General features: G+C 65.3%; 10 protein-coding genes. 1 reads left to right on the plus strand and 9 read right to left on the minus strand.

Going from position 1 to position 15,683, the window contains the following annotated elements:
* Window positions 1-40: 40 nt before the first annotated feature.
* The 3 genes from AC4PTT_RS01165 to AC4PTT_RS01175 are packed head-to-tail and all read right to left on the minus strand — an operon-like array spanning window position 41 to window position 2,750.
* A complete protein-coding gene (locus tag AC4PTT_RS01165) occupies window positions 41-931 on the minus strand; it encodes an SDR family oxidoreductase (RefSeq protein WP_492161959.1) in 891 nt (296 codons plus the stop codon).
* Entirely contained in the window at window positions 928-2,058 is a 1,131-nt protein-coding gene (gene queG / locus AC4PTT_RS01170; RefSeq protein WP_206995433.1) for a tRNA epoxyqueuosine(34) reductase QueG, read from the minus strand. The genes AC4PTT_RS01165 and queG overlap by 4 nt, the downstream gene beginning before the upstream one ends.
* Window positions 2,058-2,750 (minus strand): glutathione S-transferase family protein, encoded by a 693-nt coding sequence (locus AC4PTT_RS01175; protein WP_206545549.1) that lies wholly within the window; start codon window positions 2,748-2,750, stop codon window positions 2,058-2,060. Before AC4PTT_RS01175 ends, queG begins: the two co-directional genes overlap by 1 nt.
* Before the next feature lie 140 nt (window positions 2,751-2,890).
* On the opposite strand from AC4PTT_RS01175, the gene AC4PTT_RS01180 reads away from it, so the two are divergent.
* Window positions 2,891-3,697 (plus strand): undecaprenyl-diphosphate phosphatase, encoded by an 807-nt coding sequence (locus AC4PTT_RS01180; protein ID WP_206545550.1) that lies wholly within the window; start codon window positions 2,891-2,893, stop codon window positions 3,695-3,697.
* A gap of 163 nt (window positions 3,698-3,860) precedes the next feature.
* Here the strand turns inward: AC4PTT_RS01180 and trxA are convergent, their stop codons facing one another.
* From trxA to AC4PTT_RS01210, 6 genes are all read right to left on the minus strand, one after another.
* Window positions 3,861-4,184, minus strand: coding sequence for a thioredoxin (gene trxA, locus AC4PTT_RS01185; RefSeq protein WP_113153654.1), 324 nt, complete (start codon window positions 4,182-4,184; stop codon window positions 3,861-3,863).
* 75 nt (window positions 4,185-4,259) lie between these two features.
* Window positions 4,260-7,784 carry a double-strand break repair helicase AddA gene (gene addA, locus AC4PTT_RS01190; protein ID WP_492161960.1) on the minus strand — a complete coding sequence of 1,175 codons (3,525 nt, stop codon included), beginning with the start codon at window positions 7,782-7,784 and terminating at the stop codon, window positions 4,260-4,262.
* On the minus strand, window positions 7,781-10,906 hold the full coding sequence (addB, locus tag AC4PTT_RS01195) for a double-strand break repair protein AddB (protein ID WP_492161961.1): 3,126 nt from the start codon (window positions 10,904-10,906) through the stop codon (window positions 7,781-7,783). The genes addA and addB overlap by 4 nt, the downstream gene beginning before the upstream one ends.
* The gene (locus AC4PTT_RS01200) at window positions 10,896-11,645 is read right to left on the minus strand and encodes a nucleotidyltransferase family protein (RefSeq protein ID WP_492161962.1); all 750 of its coding nucleotides are present in this window, start codon (window positions 11,643-11,645) and stop codon (window positions 10,896-10,898) included. Before AC4PTT_RS01200 ends, addB begins: the two co-directional genes overlap by 11 nt.
* Window positions 11,642-13,150, minus strand: a complete 1,509-nt coding sequence (tsaE, locus tag AC4PTT_RS01205) for a tRNA (adenosine(37)-N6)-threonylcarbamoyltransferase complex ATPase subunit type 1 TsaE (RefSeq protein ID WP_492161963.1) — start codon at window positions 13,148-13,150, stop codon at window positions 11,642-11,644. Before tsaE ends, AC4PTT_RS01200 begins: the two co-directional genes overlap by 4 nt.
* A 9-nt stretch (window positions 13,151-13,159) precedes the next feature.
* Window positions 13,160-15,682 (minus strand): sensor histidine kinase, encoded by a 2,523-nt coding sequence (locus AC4PTT_RS01210; RefSeq protein ID WP_492161964.1) that lies wholly within the window; start codon window positions 15,680-15,682, stop codon window positions 13,160-13,162.
* Window position 15,683: the final 1 nt, after the last annotated feature.

Raw genomic sequence — 15,683 nt, forward strand, 5'->3', positions numbered from 1 at the left:
CAAAGCATAGCACAGCTTGTGATTCGCTTACGGTCGCGGTTTACGAATTTTCCGTCCGCCAGTTCCCGTCGGCCCACATGGCCTCGAGCGCCGCGCGATAATCGGGATGGCGCATCCGGTAGCCGGTGGCTTTCAGCCGCGCATTGCTCACCCGCTTGCACTCGCCATAGAAGGACCGCCCCATGGGGCTGAGATCGGCATCTTCGAAGGCGATGTCCGGCGGCGTTTCCTGCCCCATCAGCACGGAAGCATGGGCCACCACATCCTGCGGCGGCGAGGGGGCGTCATCCGTGACGTTGAAAATTCCGGTCTCGAACCGGCGGGCGAGATGCGCCGTGGCCCCGGCAATATCGTCCACATGGATGCGGTTGAAGACCTGGCCCGGCTTGACGATCCGCCGCGCCTTGCCCGCCTCCAGATTGCGAAAGGCGTTGCGGCCCGGCCCGTAAATGCCCGACAGCCGGATGATCGCCACCGGCAGACCCGTTTCCACCCCGAGCTGCGCCCATTCCGCTTCGGCAACGAGCCGCTGCTTCGAGCGCTCGGAGACGGGATCGCATTTGGCCGTTTCATCCACCCAGTCGCCATCGTGATCGCCATAGACTCCCACCGTCGACAGATAGCCGATCCATTTCAGCGCCGGCATGGCCCTGGAAATCGTCTCACGCGCGACCGCAAGCACCGGGTCACCCGACGCGTCGGGCGCAATGCTGACGATGAGGTGCGTGGTTTCGGCCAGCGCCTTTTCCAGATCCGGCGAAAGCGCGGCCCCGCCCTGAAAAACATGTGGCGCGATGCCTGCCTCTTTCAGGCGTTCGGCATTCTCCGCGCTGCGCGTGGTGCCGGCAATGGACGCCGCTTCACCGGCAAGCTCGCGCGCAATCGCGCGGCCGGAATAACCCGCGCCGAAGATGAAGAAGCTCTTGGTCATGATCGCCCATCCCATTCGGCTTGCACGTCTGCATCGTTTTCCCGCGGACGCAGCTGCGTTTCAAGTAAAGCAAATGCCTTATTGTCCATAAGCCGCGACAGCGCCCACACGGCTGCGCCGCGCACAAGCGGCGCTTCGTCTTCCGCCAGACGCCTGCAAGGATCGATCAGGCCGGCTTCGCCGGAATTTCCCGCCGCGATCAGCACATTGCGGATGAAGCGGTTGCGTCCGATGCGCTTGACCGGCGAACCGGAAAAGAAGGCGCGGAACCCCGCATCGTCCAGTTCGAGAAGCCCGGAAAGCGGCGGCTCCTTCAGATCCTCGCGCGCCTGAAGCTTCGCCTCGGCCGCATCCTGCGCGAACTTGTTCCACGGGCATGCGGCAAGGCAATCGTCGCAGCCATAGATGCGGTTGCCCATGGGAATGCGGAACTCGCGCGGGATCGGCCCCTTGTTCTCGATGGTGAGATAGGAAATGCAGCGCCGCGCATCGATCTGGTAAGGCGCGGGAAACGCCTTTGTCGGGCAGATGTCGAGACAGGCGCGGCACGAGCCGCAATGGTCGCGCTCCGGCGCATCGGCAGGCAGGGACGCGGTGGTGAAGATCGAGCCGAGAAACAGCCAGGAGCCAAATTCGCGGCTCACCAGATTGGTGTGTTTGCCCTGCCAGCCAAGCCCCGCCTCGCGGGCGAGCGGCTTTTCCATCACCGGCGCGGTGTCGACAAACACCTTCACATCCTCGCCGGTTCGCGCGGCAAGTTTGCCGGCAAGCTGTTTCAGCCGCCCCTTGATGACGTCATGATAATCGCGATTGCGCGCATAGACCGAGATCGCCGCCCGGTCCCGGCGCTTGAGGATTTCGAGCGGGTTTTCATCCGGCCCGTAATTCATCCCCAGCATGATGACCGAGCGCACCTCCGGCCACAGGCCCTGCGGATGGGCGCGTCGGTCCGCCGTCTCCTCCATCCACTGCATGCTGCCGTGGCGGCCTTCTTTCAGGAAATGCCCAAGCTCGGCCGCACGCGACGGCGCAGCCTCGGCAGACGCCACCGCGACGGCGTCAAAGCCCAGCGCATGCGCCTCTTTCTCGACGAACGCGCGAAGCCGGTCGGCCTGCGCGCCGGACATCAAAAGTCCAGATCCGCGTAGTGGGAAACGGGGGAGAGCCCGCGCACGCGGTCAGCAAGAATGGAACGGAAGCAGGGACGCGACTTCATGCGCGAATACCAGTCGCGCGCGGCCGGATATTCCTGCCAGTCGACCTCGCCCAGATAATCCAGCACCGAAAGCGTGGATGCAGCGGCCAGATCGGCATAGGAGAGCCGCTTGCCGGCCATCCAGTCGCGCGTCCCGGCGAGCCAGTTGGTGTATTTGAGGTGCTGGCGCACATTGGCGCGGGCCGCGCGAATGGCCGCCGAATCCGGCGAGCCGCCGCCTTCCGCGCTGGACATCTGCGGCTTCAGCGCCCGCTCCCGTACCAGATGGCGGGTCACATCGGCATCGGCCTTGATCAGATACCAGTCCACCAGACGGCGGATCTCTGCCCTCTGAACCGGATCTTCGGCCATCAGCCGCTTGTCGCGCTTGAGCGCGCCACGGGTCTCGTCCAGATATTCGGCGATCACGGTCGGGCCGACAATCGGATGATCCCCCTCGGCAAGAAGCACAGGAATCGTGCCGGCCGGATTGAGCGTCAGAAACTCCTCGCGACGAATCCAGGGGCGTTCTTCGATCAAGGCGAGTTCCTCGCCATATTCGCCAAAGGAAAGCCGCACGAAGCGGCAGGAAGCATAGAGTGGATGATGAAACAGCGTCAGCATTTGTCGGCTTCTAAAGGAAGGCTCTGGCCATTTCATGGCCGTGGCGGTAATCCTTCGATTACCTGATTCTGCGATTTGGTCCTCTCAGCTATAGGGGGAGACTGGCAGACTGACAAGCAAGCCCTGATTGAGGAACGGACATGACGGATCAGACCATCGTGGGGGCCCTTCTCCTTGGCATCCTCGAAGGACTGACGGAGTTCATACCCGTCTCGTCGACCGGCCATATCCTTCTGGCCGGCCATTTCCTCGGCTTCGAATCCACCGGCAAGGCCTTTGAGGTCCTGATCCAGCTCGGCGCGATCCTGGCGATCCTCAGCGTCTATGCTGGACGTCTGTGGAAAATGCTTGTCGACCTGCCGCGCGATCCCGCAACACAGCGTTTCGTGATCGGCATACTCCTCGCCTTCCTGCCTGCGGCGGTGATCGGCGTTCTCGCCTACAAAATCATCAAGACCGTGCTCTTCGAAACGCCTCTGCTGATCTGCGTCATGCTCATTCTCGGCGGTTTCGTGCTGCTCTGGGTCGACCGCTGGGCGACCAAGCCGCGCTATAGCGACATCACGAAATTTCCCATGCCCATGTATCTCGGCATCGGCCTGTTCCAGTGCCTGTCGATGATCCCCGGCACCTCGCGCTCCGGCGCGACCATTGTCGGCGGCCTTCTCATGGGGGCGGACAAGCGCTCGGCAGCCGAGTTCTCCTTCTTCCTCGCCATGCCGACCATGACCGGCGCTTTCGCCTACGACCTCTACAAAAATTACGACCAGCTCACCGCCGCCGATGTGCAAATCATCGCGATAGGCTTCATCGCAGCCTTCTTCGCAGCGCTTCTGGTGGTGCGCTGGCTGCTCGGCTACGTGTCGCGGCGCGGCTATGCGCTGTTCGGCTGGTGGCGTCTCATCGTCGGCACCGCCGGCCTGATCGGCCTGCTCGTCTGGGGCTGACAGGGCAGGGGCTGAAGCGCGGAAACCAGTTTTCGAGTTGTCCCGGCTCGATATCGTGGCATCAATGCAATGGGGCGGCACATCCTCACAAACGAACGCTGACCCAGCCAACAAAAAACCCGGCGCAAGGCCGGGTTTTTCATGTCACGTATATCGTCTGTGATTAGCCGGCAGCGCCGCTGATCCAGGACGAAAGAGCCGTCTTCGGTGCAGCGCCGACCTTCATGTCAGCCACTTCACCGCCCTTGAACATGATGAGCGTGGGGATGGAGCGCACGCCATACTGAGCGGCGAGCTCCGGGTTCTCATCAATGTTGACCTTGGCGATCTTCACCTTGCCGCCGAGCTCGGCAGCGATCTCGTCGAGAGCCGGCGCGATCATCTTGCAGGGGCCGCACCACTCGGCCCAGAAGTCGACAACCACGGGCTCGGAAGCCTGCAGAACGTCGGCCTGGAAATTGTTCTTGTCCGCCTTCACGGTGGCCATGGGGATTCTCCTTATCGGCAAAACGTGTTGTACAACATGTGGGGGTGGCGCTTCGCTGCGTCAAGCGCTCTTGTGTCACGCCGGGGCAAGACGTTCAAGCGCAGCCGCCAGCTCCCCCTCCGGAACAGGCAGCAGAACCGGCGCTTCCGTGAAGAGCAGCGCAGCCTCGATCCGGCGACCCGGATAGAGCGGTTTGAGAAGCTCCGCATAAAGCGCCAGCTGCGCCACATAAGCGCCGGGCGCTTCGGCCAGCGTCTCCGGCGTGGGGCGGTTCGTCTTGTAATCGACGATCAGCACCGCTTCGTCGGTGACCGCAAGGCGATCGATCTTGCCGGAAACGGCATGACGCCGCTCACCGAGCGTCAATTCGCCCATCACGGAAATCTCTGCCCGCGAGCCGGGCGCGAAAATCGCACTGAAACGCGCATCCTCGAGAATGGCCTGAACAGACCGCCGGACGCTCTCCCGCTCCTGCGCGGTCCAGCCACTGCCGACACGGTCGAGATAGCGCTGCGCAGCCGCCTCGCGCGCATCCTCCCGGCAGTCGGGCAGCAATTGCAGAAGCCTGTGCACGGCAATACCGCGCTGGATCGCAAAGCCCGGCTTCCGCTCTCCGTCGAGCACCGGCGAACGCGGCGAAGGCACGGGCTCGTAATCGGTCTCGATCAACGCACCCGCCCGCGATGGCGAAAGCGGGCGCGGCAGGTCTGTCGGCATCGGCGGCGGCGTCAGCAAAGTCTCCGGCAGCGCTGTTTCAGGCGCGGCTTCGGCCACTGGCGCCACCTCTTCCTCGACCGGTGGCGCTTCGCTCACACGGTAGCGATAGACCGGCGCACAGGCTGCGGGACGGTCCAGCTCCACGGCGACCTCCGCACCTGAAAGCGCCTGCCGCACCGTGTTCTGCCAGGTCAGGTCCTGCGGTTCGCGCGCACCGTGATACCCGCACACGATCAGCCGGTCCTCGGCCCGCGTCATGCCCACATAGAGAAGCCGGCGGTATTCTTCCTCCGCCTTGACCTTTGCATTCGCCTCGAAGCCTGCCGCCACCGAATTGGAGACATCCTTGCCGGCGCGCCAGAGGAAGCCCTTGCCCTGCCAGCCCTCGCCACGCGGCGCAAACGGCATCAGCTTTGGCAGATGCTGCGCCACGAAGGGCGCGCTGCCCGGATCGACGAGAAACACCACCGGCGCTTCCAGCCCCTTGGCGGCATGCACCGTCATGATGCGCAGCTCGTCGCGCGTCTGATCCATCTCGCGCTTGATCTCCGGGGCCTGCCCGTCAAGCGCCGAGAGCAGCGCTTCAAGACCGTTGAGCCCGGCCCGCTCGCCGGCCAGCGCGAATGACAGGAACTCGTCGAGAATGTCATTCGCCTCATGACCGAGCCGCGCGACAAACAGCCGGCGCGCGCCTTCCCGGTCCCGGCTGCCCGAAAGCAGCCCGGCATAGAATTCAAAGGCCGGCTTGAACGCCGCCTCGTTCTGCCAGCGTTGCAGCGTCTCGACCATGCCGGCCACCGCCGGGTCCGACAGCGCCTGCGCCCGCATGGCGTCAAACAGTGGAACCGCCCGGCCACGGTTCCAGGCAAGCCGGAACAGGCGCTCCTCATCCATGCCGAACAGCGGGCTTTTCAGCACCGCAGCCAGCGAAAGGTCGTCATGCGGCTGCAGAAGAAAGCGGCCAAGCGCGATCAGGTCCTGCACGGCAATATGCGCCGTCAGTCGCAGGCGGTCCGCACCGGCCACATCGATGTGGCGGTTCTTGAGGCTGCGCGACAGTGCATGCACGAAGCGGTCGCGCTTGCGCACCAGAACCAGCACATCGCCCGCCGTCAGGCGCTTGCCAGTGCCTTCGATGATCTCGCCATTCCGGATCCAGTCCTCGACGGTCTGGGCAATGGTTTCGGCCAGTCGCACCGCCGGAGCCGACGCGTGGTCGATGGCTTCCGTCCAGTCGTCCGGCTCCTCCACCACTTCCGGCGCGATGGGCGACCACACTTCCACATAGCCGGGCTGGCCCGCGCGCACCGCCAGATGCTCGATCGGCTCGGGATCATGGGTCAGCCCCTGCGCCGCCTCTTCCCTTGAGAACACCAGGTCGGCCGCTTTCAGAACATCCTCGGTTGAGCGGAAGGAATAGCGCAGGCGCAGGCGCTCGAAACGGCGCTCCGCCGCCCGCACCTTCTTTTCGAAGGCCCGTCCGCTTTCGCCGAATGCCGCCGGCTCCGCCCCCTGGAAGGAGTAGATCGACTGTTTCTCGTCGCCCACCGCAAAGATGGTGCGCTGCAATCCCTCGCGCGCACTTTCGCCGGCAAAAAACTCTTCGGCAAGCAGTCGCACGATCTGCCATTGCTCGGGGCTCGTATCCTGCGCTTCGTCGATCAGAACGTGGTCGATGCCCTTGTCGAGCTTGTACTGCACCCACGGTCCGGCATCGGCGCGCGCCAGAAGCCGGATCGTGCGCGTGATGAGATCGTTGAAATCGAGAAAACCGCGTGCCCGCTTCAGCCGTTCGTAGCGCGCAATCATGCCGTCGGCGATCACCAGCGCCGAACGCGTGGCCTCCAGCATGCGGAACAACGCCACACGGTCGACCGCAGTGCGGATCACCTCCGCCGCTTCGACATAGCGCTCCACGATATCGGGCAGGGCGGCGCGCAGCGCCTTCTTGAACGTGCTCTCGCCATAAACGCCGCCATCGGCCTTGAGAAAACCCTTCCGCAGATGCTCCAGCCGGCGCAGCGGGTCGCGCTCCTCGAAGGCCAGCGTCGCCTCTGGCACGATGCCCTTCAGCACCGTCTTGGCGTCCACCGCCTCCGCCTCGGCCACAAGCGCGCGAAACGCGCTGGCGTCGAAACCGGGAAGCGGCCAGATCGAAGCGGCAATCGCCTCGGCGTCCTCACCCGGCGCAAAACCGAATTCCTCGAACAGCGCGCTGTAGGGAACCGGGTCGTTGGCAATCTCGTCGATGAAGGCGCGCAGCCCGTCGCGACGGGAGACGATTTCCGACAGGAGATCCTGAAGACCGCTTTCGCCACCGCGCTCCAGCACTTCGGCGAAGGCGTCCGACAGCACCGCGTCCTCGCCGGCAGCGCCCGACAGAAGATCGCGCCGCGCCTCGGCCAGCAGCGCCTCTTCCATCTGCGAATCCAGCAGCTCGAAATGGCCGGCAATGTTCGCCTCGAGCGGGAACTGATGCAGGATCGCCTCGCAGAAGGCGTGGATCGTCTGGATCTTCAGCCCGCCCGGCGTTTCCAGCGCACGGGCGAAAAGCCGCCGCGCGCGGGCGAGCGTTTCCCGGCCTGGCCTGCCGCCCTCAAGCTTGGCAATGACCTCCGACAGCGCATCGTCGGACATCAGGCTCCAGCCCGCGAGATCGCGAAACACGCGGTTGGCCATGTTGGCTGCGGCGGCGCGCGTATAGGTCAGGCAGAGAATCTTCGACGGATCGGCCCCCTGAAGCAGAAGGCGGATCACGCGCTGGGCGAGCACATGTGTCTTGCCCGACCCGGCATTGGCCGACACCCAGGCGGAGTTGGCCGGATCGGCGGCCAGCGCCTGCGCCCGGATCGTGTCTTCGGGGATAAAGGGCAGCTTCTTCATTCGCCCTCTCCGCCATCGCCCGTATCGCCACCGGCCGACCATTCGAGCACACGCGCCAGATGATCGTAGTCGCCGCCCACATCGCCTTCGCGGAATGGCAGGACGCGTGAGCGGTAGCCGGTCTCGGCCTTGTGGTAATGCGCGAGAAGCTGCGACAGCCGCTCCCACGCTTCCTCGGCCATGCCGGGCGCTGTCTTGTCGCTGTTCTTGATCTTGAGAATGGACTCGGAAAACACCTCGCCATTCGCCTTGAGCCGCACATAGGCAAGTTCGTTCGGCTGCGCAGCCCCCACATCGGCAAACGCGCCGCGCTGAAGAAGTGCGGCCTCAAGCGCCAGCTGCGGCGAGATGAGCGTATGCGCCTGACGCCGCGAGGGCGTCGCGCCCGTCTTGTAGTCGAGAATGTCGGCGCTGCCATCGTCACGAATGTCGATGCGGTCGGCGCGGCCGGAAAGGGTGAGGCCGAGCTTCGCCACCTCGATGGCCGATGCGCGGATTTCCGCATGACGCCTGGCGATGCCTTCCGCGCGCCCGCGCTCCCATTCGATGACGGCCGCGGCCGTGCGCTCGAAACGCGGCCACCAGACGGTCGCCACATCCTGCGGCAGCCCTGCCTCGGCAAAGAGCCGTCGCCCGATGGCGATCAGACACTCGAGCGCCTCATGCCCGGACGGATCGTCCACCTCCTTGATGAAGTGCTCGAGAATGTCGTGGAAGAGATTGCCGCGCTCGGCAGCCCCCGGATCGCGGATCAGAGGGTCGAGGGCAACCAGCTCCAGAATGCGCTTCGCATAGACCGCATAGGGGTCGCGCCGCAGCGTCTCGATCTCCGTGACCGAGAAGCGCGTCGGCCGCGCTTCCACCGCCGGGGCCGGTTCGGGTCGCGGAGCGAAATCTTCGTCCGGTCTGTCGTCCAGAAGGCGCGCCCAGCCGATCAGCCTGCGGCCCCGCACGCGCATCGCCTCGGTCGCTTCTTTGCCGGCAAATGCAGTGATGCGCTGCAGCCAGCGCGAGGCAACCGCTGGGGCATCGCCGGCGCGCGCAGCGCGGGTCAGCACCACATTCTCCGATCCCATCGCCATCATGAAGTCATGCGCCGCCTGACCGATACGCCGCTCCGGCGGCTCCAGCGAAAGCTCGGCCTTCATCAGCCGCGACATGAAGCGGTCGGAGGAAGGGATGCTTGGCCAGGTGCCCTCGTTCATGCCGCCCAGCACCAGCGTGTCGACGCTGAGAAGCCGCGCCTCAAGCGCACCCCAGATCGCCACGCGCTTGTCTGCGCCCATGGTCGGCTTCACCACTTCGGTGGCGATCAGCGCCGCAAAGACCGGCGGCCATTCGCTGGCGTCGAAGGGCAGCGTCGTGTCGGAGCCGACCAGTCCGCGCAGGAAGGCGGCCATGGCCTGCCCCCGCTCGCCCTCATAGTAATTGGTGAGGCTGCCATCCTCGGAGCGCCCAAGCGCCTCCAGCACCTCCACGGTAAAGCGCGCCATGTCCGGCACGCCGACACCGCGCACGCCGCGCATTTCGACCAGCGGCGTAAGCGCCGCGCGCAGCGCCTCCAGCACGGCGCGTGCTTCGGCCAGGGCTGCATCGTTGACGCGCACGAACCAGAAGGGCTTGCGCGTGCTGCTCTCGATGCCCGCCCAGCGCGTCTCGAACAGCGTGTCGAGCGTTGCGATATCGGGCCTTCCCGTGCCACCGCGCAGCGCCACCAGTTCAATGGTCTCCGCCGCCCGTCGCACTCTGGCGCGTTTCAGCCCGAGCCGCAGGAGCGGATGTTTGAGCAGGGCCACCATGGCAATGGGCTCGCCGGGGCGAAACACCGTTTCCAGAAGGAGCCGCGCCAGCGTCGCCGGCGGACTGTCGGCCAGTGGCGTGCCGCCGGAATCGTCCGCCTCGATGCCGAAGCGCCGCAGCTCCACGGCCACCCGCCGCGCCAGCCCGCGATCCGGCGTCACCAGCGCCGCCGTGGCCCTGTCGCTGGTCAGCGCGAGGCGCAGCGCAACGGCAATCGAAAGCGCCTCGTCGCGCTCGTTGGCCGTTTCCACCAGCGTGACGCCGGCCAGCGCACCGCCTTCCGTTGCATCGTCCGCCAGCGCCCGGTTTTCAAGCCAGGCATCGGTGGTTTCCGCCGGGCGCAGCGTTTCGCTCACCAGCGCGCGCCGCAGCGCAAGCGCCGGCGAGGGCGCGCCGATCTCCACCACATCCGCCCGCTCCATGCCCATTGCGGCAAGCAGCTTCTTCAAGCCCGCCTGCGGGTGCCCGAAGGCGGATGGCTCGGACGCATCGCCCACCGCGTCCCAGGCGCGCGCATCGAGCCGCTTGTCCAGCCCCGGCAACACCACCGCGCCATTGTCCAGCCCGGCAATTGTCGCCAGAAGCCGCGCCGTCGCCGGAATGGTGCCGGTCGAGCCTGCCGCGATAACCGGGCCCCTGTGGGCCTGCGTCCTGAGCCGCGCCGTCTCGGCGGCCAGCATGGCGTTCCGATGCGCCGCCGGGTTGGAGCGGTCAAGCGCGTCAAGCAGGTTGGGCCAGTGCGCCGTGACGATCTGCAGGAATTCGAGCGTCACCTGCCACCAGTGCGCCAGCGCGTCGGGCGCAAGACCGGCAAGCTTCGTCCAGTCCGCTTCCTCGGTTTCGATCTCGTCCATCAGCGCGGCCAGATCCCGAGCGAGCCAGATGGAATCCGACGCCGAGGCCGGCACCACCACGCCTTCCTCGAAGAGCGCGGCCACATGGCCGGGCAGGCGCGCCTTCCACGCCTGCACCATCGGCGCCAGAAGCAGGATGCGGTCCAGCGCCTCGATGGGCGGCGCGAGATCGAGTGCGGAAGCACCCTCCGTGTCGAACAGCGCCGCCTCCTCGTCGAACTCACCCAGCGGGCGAATGACAGGCAGGATGGCCGACTGGCCGCTCAGCTTTTCAAGCAGCACATCGCGCAGCGCGCGTGCGGCGCGGCGGGTCGGCAGATAGATCGTGACATCTGCCAGCGCCAGCGGATCGCCATCATGGCGAAAACCGGGAACAAGCCGCCCGTCAAGCAGCGCTTCTGCAAGCGTCTCCAGGAAGTGGACGCCGGGGGGAATGGAATAGACGCGCGGCGGATGCTTAGCCGGCATCGCACTGCTCACCGTGCGCGGCCACCACCGCTTCGGCGGGCGCGATCGCATCCGGCGTGCCGACGGTGATCCACGCGCCGTCCATCTTCATGCCGAACAGCCGACCCTTGCGCTCCGCTGCATCGAAATAGGTGTTCAGTGACTGCGGCTCATCGCCGGCCCCGTCGAAGATACGCGGATTGAGCACAATCGCCCCCGCATAGATGACGCCACCCGCCACGCCCCGGTCGCGGGCAAGGCGGCAATCCGCATCCATTCGGTAATCGGTCGAGCCGGAATGACCCGTCGCCTGTTCGGTATCCGCAACCATGAGGAGAATATCCATGGTCGCGTCGTCCCAGGCAAGGGCCAGCCGCTCCAGATTGGATGTCTCACCCTCGAGCCAGAACGTGTCGGCGTTGAGAATGAAGAATGGCGCATCGCCCAGATGCGGCAGCGCGCGGATGACGCCGCCAGCCGAATCCATAAGGCGGTCGCGCTCATCGGAGATGATGACATGCGGCGTAACGCGGTCAGTTAGATGCGCCTCCATCTGGTCGGCCAGATAATGCACATTCACCACCGCCGTGCCGACGCCGGCATGCTCCAGCATGTCCAGCGCACGGTCGATCAGCGTGCGGCCTGCAACCTGGACCAGCGGCTTGGGCAGCGTGTCGGTGATGGGCCGCATACGCTTGCCCAGCCCCGCCGCCAGCACCATCGCCGTATCAGGCATATTGTCGGGTCTCGACCCGCTCATTCTTCATCTCCGCCGAGGAAACCCGCCTCTTCGTAGAAGCCGCGCAGCTCATCCAGCGCGGGGTGGCGCATCGCCCGGCGCAGATAGGTGCGGATGCGCGGCAGATGCTTGATGTAGAACGGCTTGTGATCGCGCTGTTCCAGCCGCACGAAGGTGCCAAGCAGTTTCGAATTGCGCTGCGTTCCGCAAATCGCATAGGCCTCGTCGAACGCCGCGCGGTCGAATGGTCCCTGCTCGGCGCGGGCGGCGCAATAGGCCTCCACCACGGCGCGCTCCAGCTCTTCCGGCATCGTCACGCGCGCATCAAGCGCCAGCGAGGCAACGTCATAGGCCGCCGGTCCGCACACAGCGTCCTGCAGGTCGATCAGCCCCAGCCGGTCAAACCCTTCGCGCTCGCCGCGCCAGATCAGGTTGGGCGAATGGAAGTCGCGCAGCACCAGGTTCTTTTCGAAATCTTCAAGGCGCGCGAAAAGCCGGTCCCAGCATTCCATATAGCCCGCGCGTTCTTCATCGCTTGCCGGACGGCCCGCCATGAACGGCATGTACCAGTCGGTGAGCAGGCTCACCTCGATGCCCAGCGCCTCGCGGTCATAGGGCGGCAGTTCATGCACATGCCCTTCATCCACCGGCATCTCGGTCGGCCAGGCATCGCGGTGCAGTGCTGCCAGCAGGCGCGCCGCTTCCACATAACGCTCGGCCACCGGCTCGCCCTCGGGCGAAAGAAACGGCGTCACGCCCAGATGCTCGGTCAGAAGCAGCCCGGTTTCCAGATCCTGCGCATAGACCTCATAGGCCGCGAACCCACGCGCGCGAATGGTGTTCGCCATCGCCACGGATGCCGCGACCGACTGCGCCAGATGCGCGATCCGGCTATAGGGCCGCCCGCATGCCAGAAGCGGCTCGTCGCGCCGTTCCGGCGCATTCATCAGGATGCGTCGCGCGCCAAGCCGCGTGGTCACGGTCTCATAGGCGCGCAGCGAGGCGTCACCCAGAAGAAACGCGCGATGCGCCCGCTTTTCACCGGCCTTGTTCAGAAAATCGCGAATGGCGAAGCTGCGCTCCAGCCGAAGCATGGCGTCGTCCGGTCCGCTGATCACCGCCAGCCGGCCTTCGCCCTCGTCATGCAGTTCGAGCCGGATCGCATCCTTAAACGCGTCACCGGCGCGCTCCGGCCATTCGACCAGCGCAACGCCGTCTTCCGCCGCTTCGAACAGGCCGAGTTCTTCCAGCTCGTCCGGCTCGCCCAGCCGGTAGAGATCAAAATGATGCACGGGAATGCGCGCATCATAGCTCTGCACCAGCGTGAAGGTCGGGCTCGGCACATCCATGTCCGGGTCTTCGGCCAGCGCGCGAACGATGGAACGGGCCAGCGTCGTCTTGCCGGCGCCGAGATCTCCCTTCAGGGCAAGCACATCGCCGGCGCGCAGCGCCACGGCGATGTCTTCGCCGAACAGCGTCGTTGCGTCTTCATCCGGCAGGAAGCGTTCCAGAACGCGCGCGGTCATAGGGTGTGGCTACTCTGCGGCGACCCGCGCCTGTGTCGGCGCGGAGGGGAAACGGCAGGTTACCGTGGTTCCACGCCCTTCGCCCGTGTCGATGTGAACAGAGCCGCCATGCAGCTCGACGAAACTCTTGACGATGGAGAGGCCCAGCCCCGCGCCGCGACGGCGACCGCCATTCACATGCGGTTCGAAGCGCCGGAAAATCGTCTCCAGCACGTCGGGCGCCATGCCCGGACCGTCATCATGCACGCTGAATTCGACCGCGTCGTCATACTGCCGCGCCACAAGCCGGATAATGCTGTGCTCCGGCGCATAATTGGCCGCGTTGGAGAGCAGGTTGAACAGCACCTGCCGCACCCGGTTCTCATCCGCATGGAAGACCAGCGCCGCATCGTCCATCTGCACGTCGAGGCGGATCTGGTGCTCGCGCAGCCGCTCGGAGATGAGCCCGGCCGCAGCCTCGACCATGTCGCCAACCCGCACTTCGCCGATCTCCAGCTCCATGATGCCGGCATCGACCGTGGCAAGATCGAGAATGTCGTTCACCACTGTGAGAAGCACCGAAGACGACGAACCGATATGGTCCACATATTCGCGCTGCCTCTGGTTCAGCGATCCGGTGTCCTGAATGTTCAGAAGCTCGGTGAAACCGATGATGTTGGTCAGCGGCGAGCGCAGCTCGTAGGAGACGTGCTGAACGAAATCGTTCTTCAGTTTGTCCGCCTTCTGCAGCGCGTCGTTCTTTTCCTTCAGCGCACGTTCCACGTTCACGCTGTCGGTCATGTCGACAAACGTGATCATCACCTGCCCGTTGGGCAGCGGGATCGTCGCGTGGCTCAGCACCGAGCCATTGCTTAATTCCACCTGTCCGTGCTGGCTGCGGCGCTCGTCATCGAAACCGGTGACCGAGGCAACGAAGCTGCGCCAGGGGCTTTCCTTCGCCAGCGGGTCGCAGACCGTGCGGATATCGGCGATGTGCGCACCCGAAGCGATCAGCGTATCGGGCAGGCTCCAGAGCCGCTGGAAGGCCGGGTTGGAAAGGCGCAGGCGACCATCGGGGCCGAACACGGCCACACCTTCGGTCAGATTGTCGAGCGTTTCGCCCTGCACCCGCATGGCCGCATTGTAGCGGCTTTCCAGGTCGAACTTTTCCGTCAGGTTTTCGAAAACCCACGTCACGCCGCCCTTGGGCTGCGGATTGGCGATGACACGGATCGTGCGCCCGTCGGGCAGATGCCACCAGTGTTCTTCCGGCTTCATGCTGCGATAGGCGGAAAGAAGCTCCTGCTTCCAGCGACGCCATTCGGGCTGCTCGGCAAGCGTGCCTTCGCTGCGCAGACGGTCGAGCAAAAGCGCATTGTCCGGCGCGCTCTCCAGGAAGGGCGTGTCCAGATCCCAGAGCTTCTGGAAAGACTGGTTGAAGAAGCGCAGCTTCTGGTTCTCGTCAAAAATGGCGACAGCCGTGGTGAGCTGGTCGAGCGTGTCGGAATGACTCTGCACCGTGCTTTCGAACTCACGGCGGATCGTCTCCACCTCGCTGACATCGCTGGCGATGCCGGCAGAACCATGCGCACCCGCATAATCGGTTATCGCAAACACCCGGCGCTCGCCGCGCACAACGGCGGAGAGCGACTGCCTGAACACCTCATTGGCCTCGCGGTGGCGGCTGGTGATCTCTTCACGCGCCGACATGGGCAGGAATTCAAGCTGCTCGCGCAGCACCGCATCACCGCTCGGCGCGTCGACAGCACCGGTGAACGCGCGGTTCACCCAGGCAAGCTGGCCTGCCTTGTCACGCAGCCAGAACGGCATGTCGAGGGAATCGAGCAGTCCCAGAACGGTCCTGCGCTCGGAAAGCAGGTTCTCCTGCTCCACCTGCATCCGCGCATGTTCTTCGCGCACGCCGGCAAGCGAGATGAAACGCAGCACGATGTGCTGCGCCGATTTGCGCCCCTGCGCCTCAAGCAGCGTGCCCGAGCGCGTCTCGATGGTCAGATCGAAGTTTTCGCCTTCATCGCGCAGGTTCGCCAGCGCCCGGTCCAGCGCAGACGCCGCGCGCGGCATCATCCAGCGGCCGAATGCCAGAAACGCCGAACGCTCATCCGGCGCGCCGCAGCCCGGCGGCAGATCGCCGACGATGGCCGGCTTGTCCGCTCCGCCGCCCCACACGACAGCGCGTTGATCCTTGAGATTGAGAAGGGCTTCCGAACGCCCCAGTGCGCCGCTCAGTTCAGCGACACGGGCGCGAAGCTCCAGATTTTCAGCAGCGATGCGCGCGCGTTGGCGGATCAACCAGATGGCCGACAGAAACGCCGCGCCCATGATGCCGGCGAACACCGCGACTTCAATGACATCGGAAGCAGCAAAGGACACGCCTGGCGCAACCTGCGCGCTCGTCTGCGCGGCCGCCGTGAATGGCATGACCACGCTCGTCGTCAGCGTCAGAAACCGCATCAATCCCCGTGTGATGCCTGTTTTGCGCTGTCGGCCCCTAGGGCCCATAGATCCGCCGTTCAGCGGGTCCAGCCCCGGCATG

This window comes from Nitratireductor sp. WH36-1 (assembly GCF_058725515.1).

Bases quoted from the DNA above. Each gene is read 5' to 3' on its own strand.
- AC4PTT_RS01175 (WP_206545549.1), bottom strand. From the start codon at position 2,750: ATGCTGACGCTGTTTCATCATCCACTCTATGCTTCCTGCCGCTTCGTG.
- AC4PTT_RS01165 (WP_492161959.1), bottom strand. From the start codon at position 931: ATGACCAAGAGCTTCTTCATCTTCGGCGCGGGTTATTCCGGCCGCGCG.
- tsaE (WP_492161963.1), bottom strand. From the start codon at position 13,150: ATGACCGCGCGCGTTCTGGAACGCTTCCTGCCGGATGAAGACGCAACG.
- AC4PTT_RS01210 (WP_492161964.1), bottom strand. From the start codon at position 15,682: ATGCCGGGGCTGGACCCGCTGAACGGCGGATCTATGGGCCCTAGGGGC.
- addA (WP_492161960.1), bottom strand. From the start codon at position 7,784: ATGAAGAAGCTGCCCTTTATCCCCGAAGACACGATCCGGGCGCAGGCG.
- AC4PTT_RS01180 (WP_206545550.1), top strand. From the start codon at position 2,891: ATGACGGATCAGACCATCGTGGGGGCCCTTCTCCTTGGCATCCTCGAA.
- AC4PTT_RS01200 (WP_492161962.1), bottom strand. From the start codon at position 11,645: ATGAGCGGGTCGAGACCCGACAATATGCCTGATACGGCGATGGTGCTG.
- queG (WP_206995433.1), bottom strand. From the start codon at position 2,058: ATGTCCGGCGCGCAGGCCGACCGGCTTCGCGCGTTCGTCGAGAAAGAG.
- addB (WP_492161961.1), bottom strand. From the start codon at position 10,906: ATGCCGGCTAAGCATCCGCCGCGCGTCTATTCCATTCCCCCCGGCGTC.
- trxA (WP_113153654.1), bottom strand. From the start codon at position 4,184: ATGGCCACCGTGAAGGCGGACAAGAACAATTTCCAGGCCGACGTTCTG.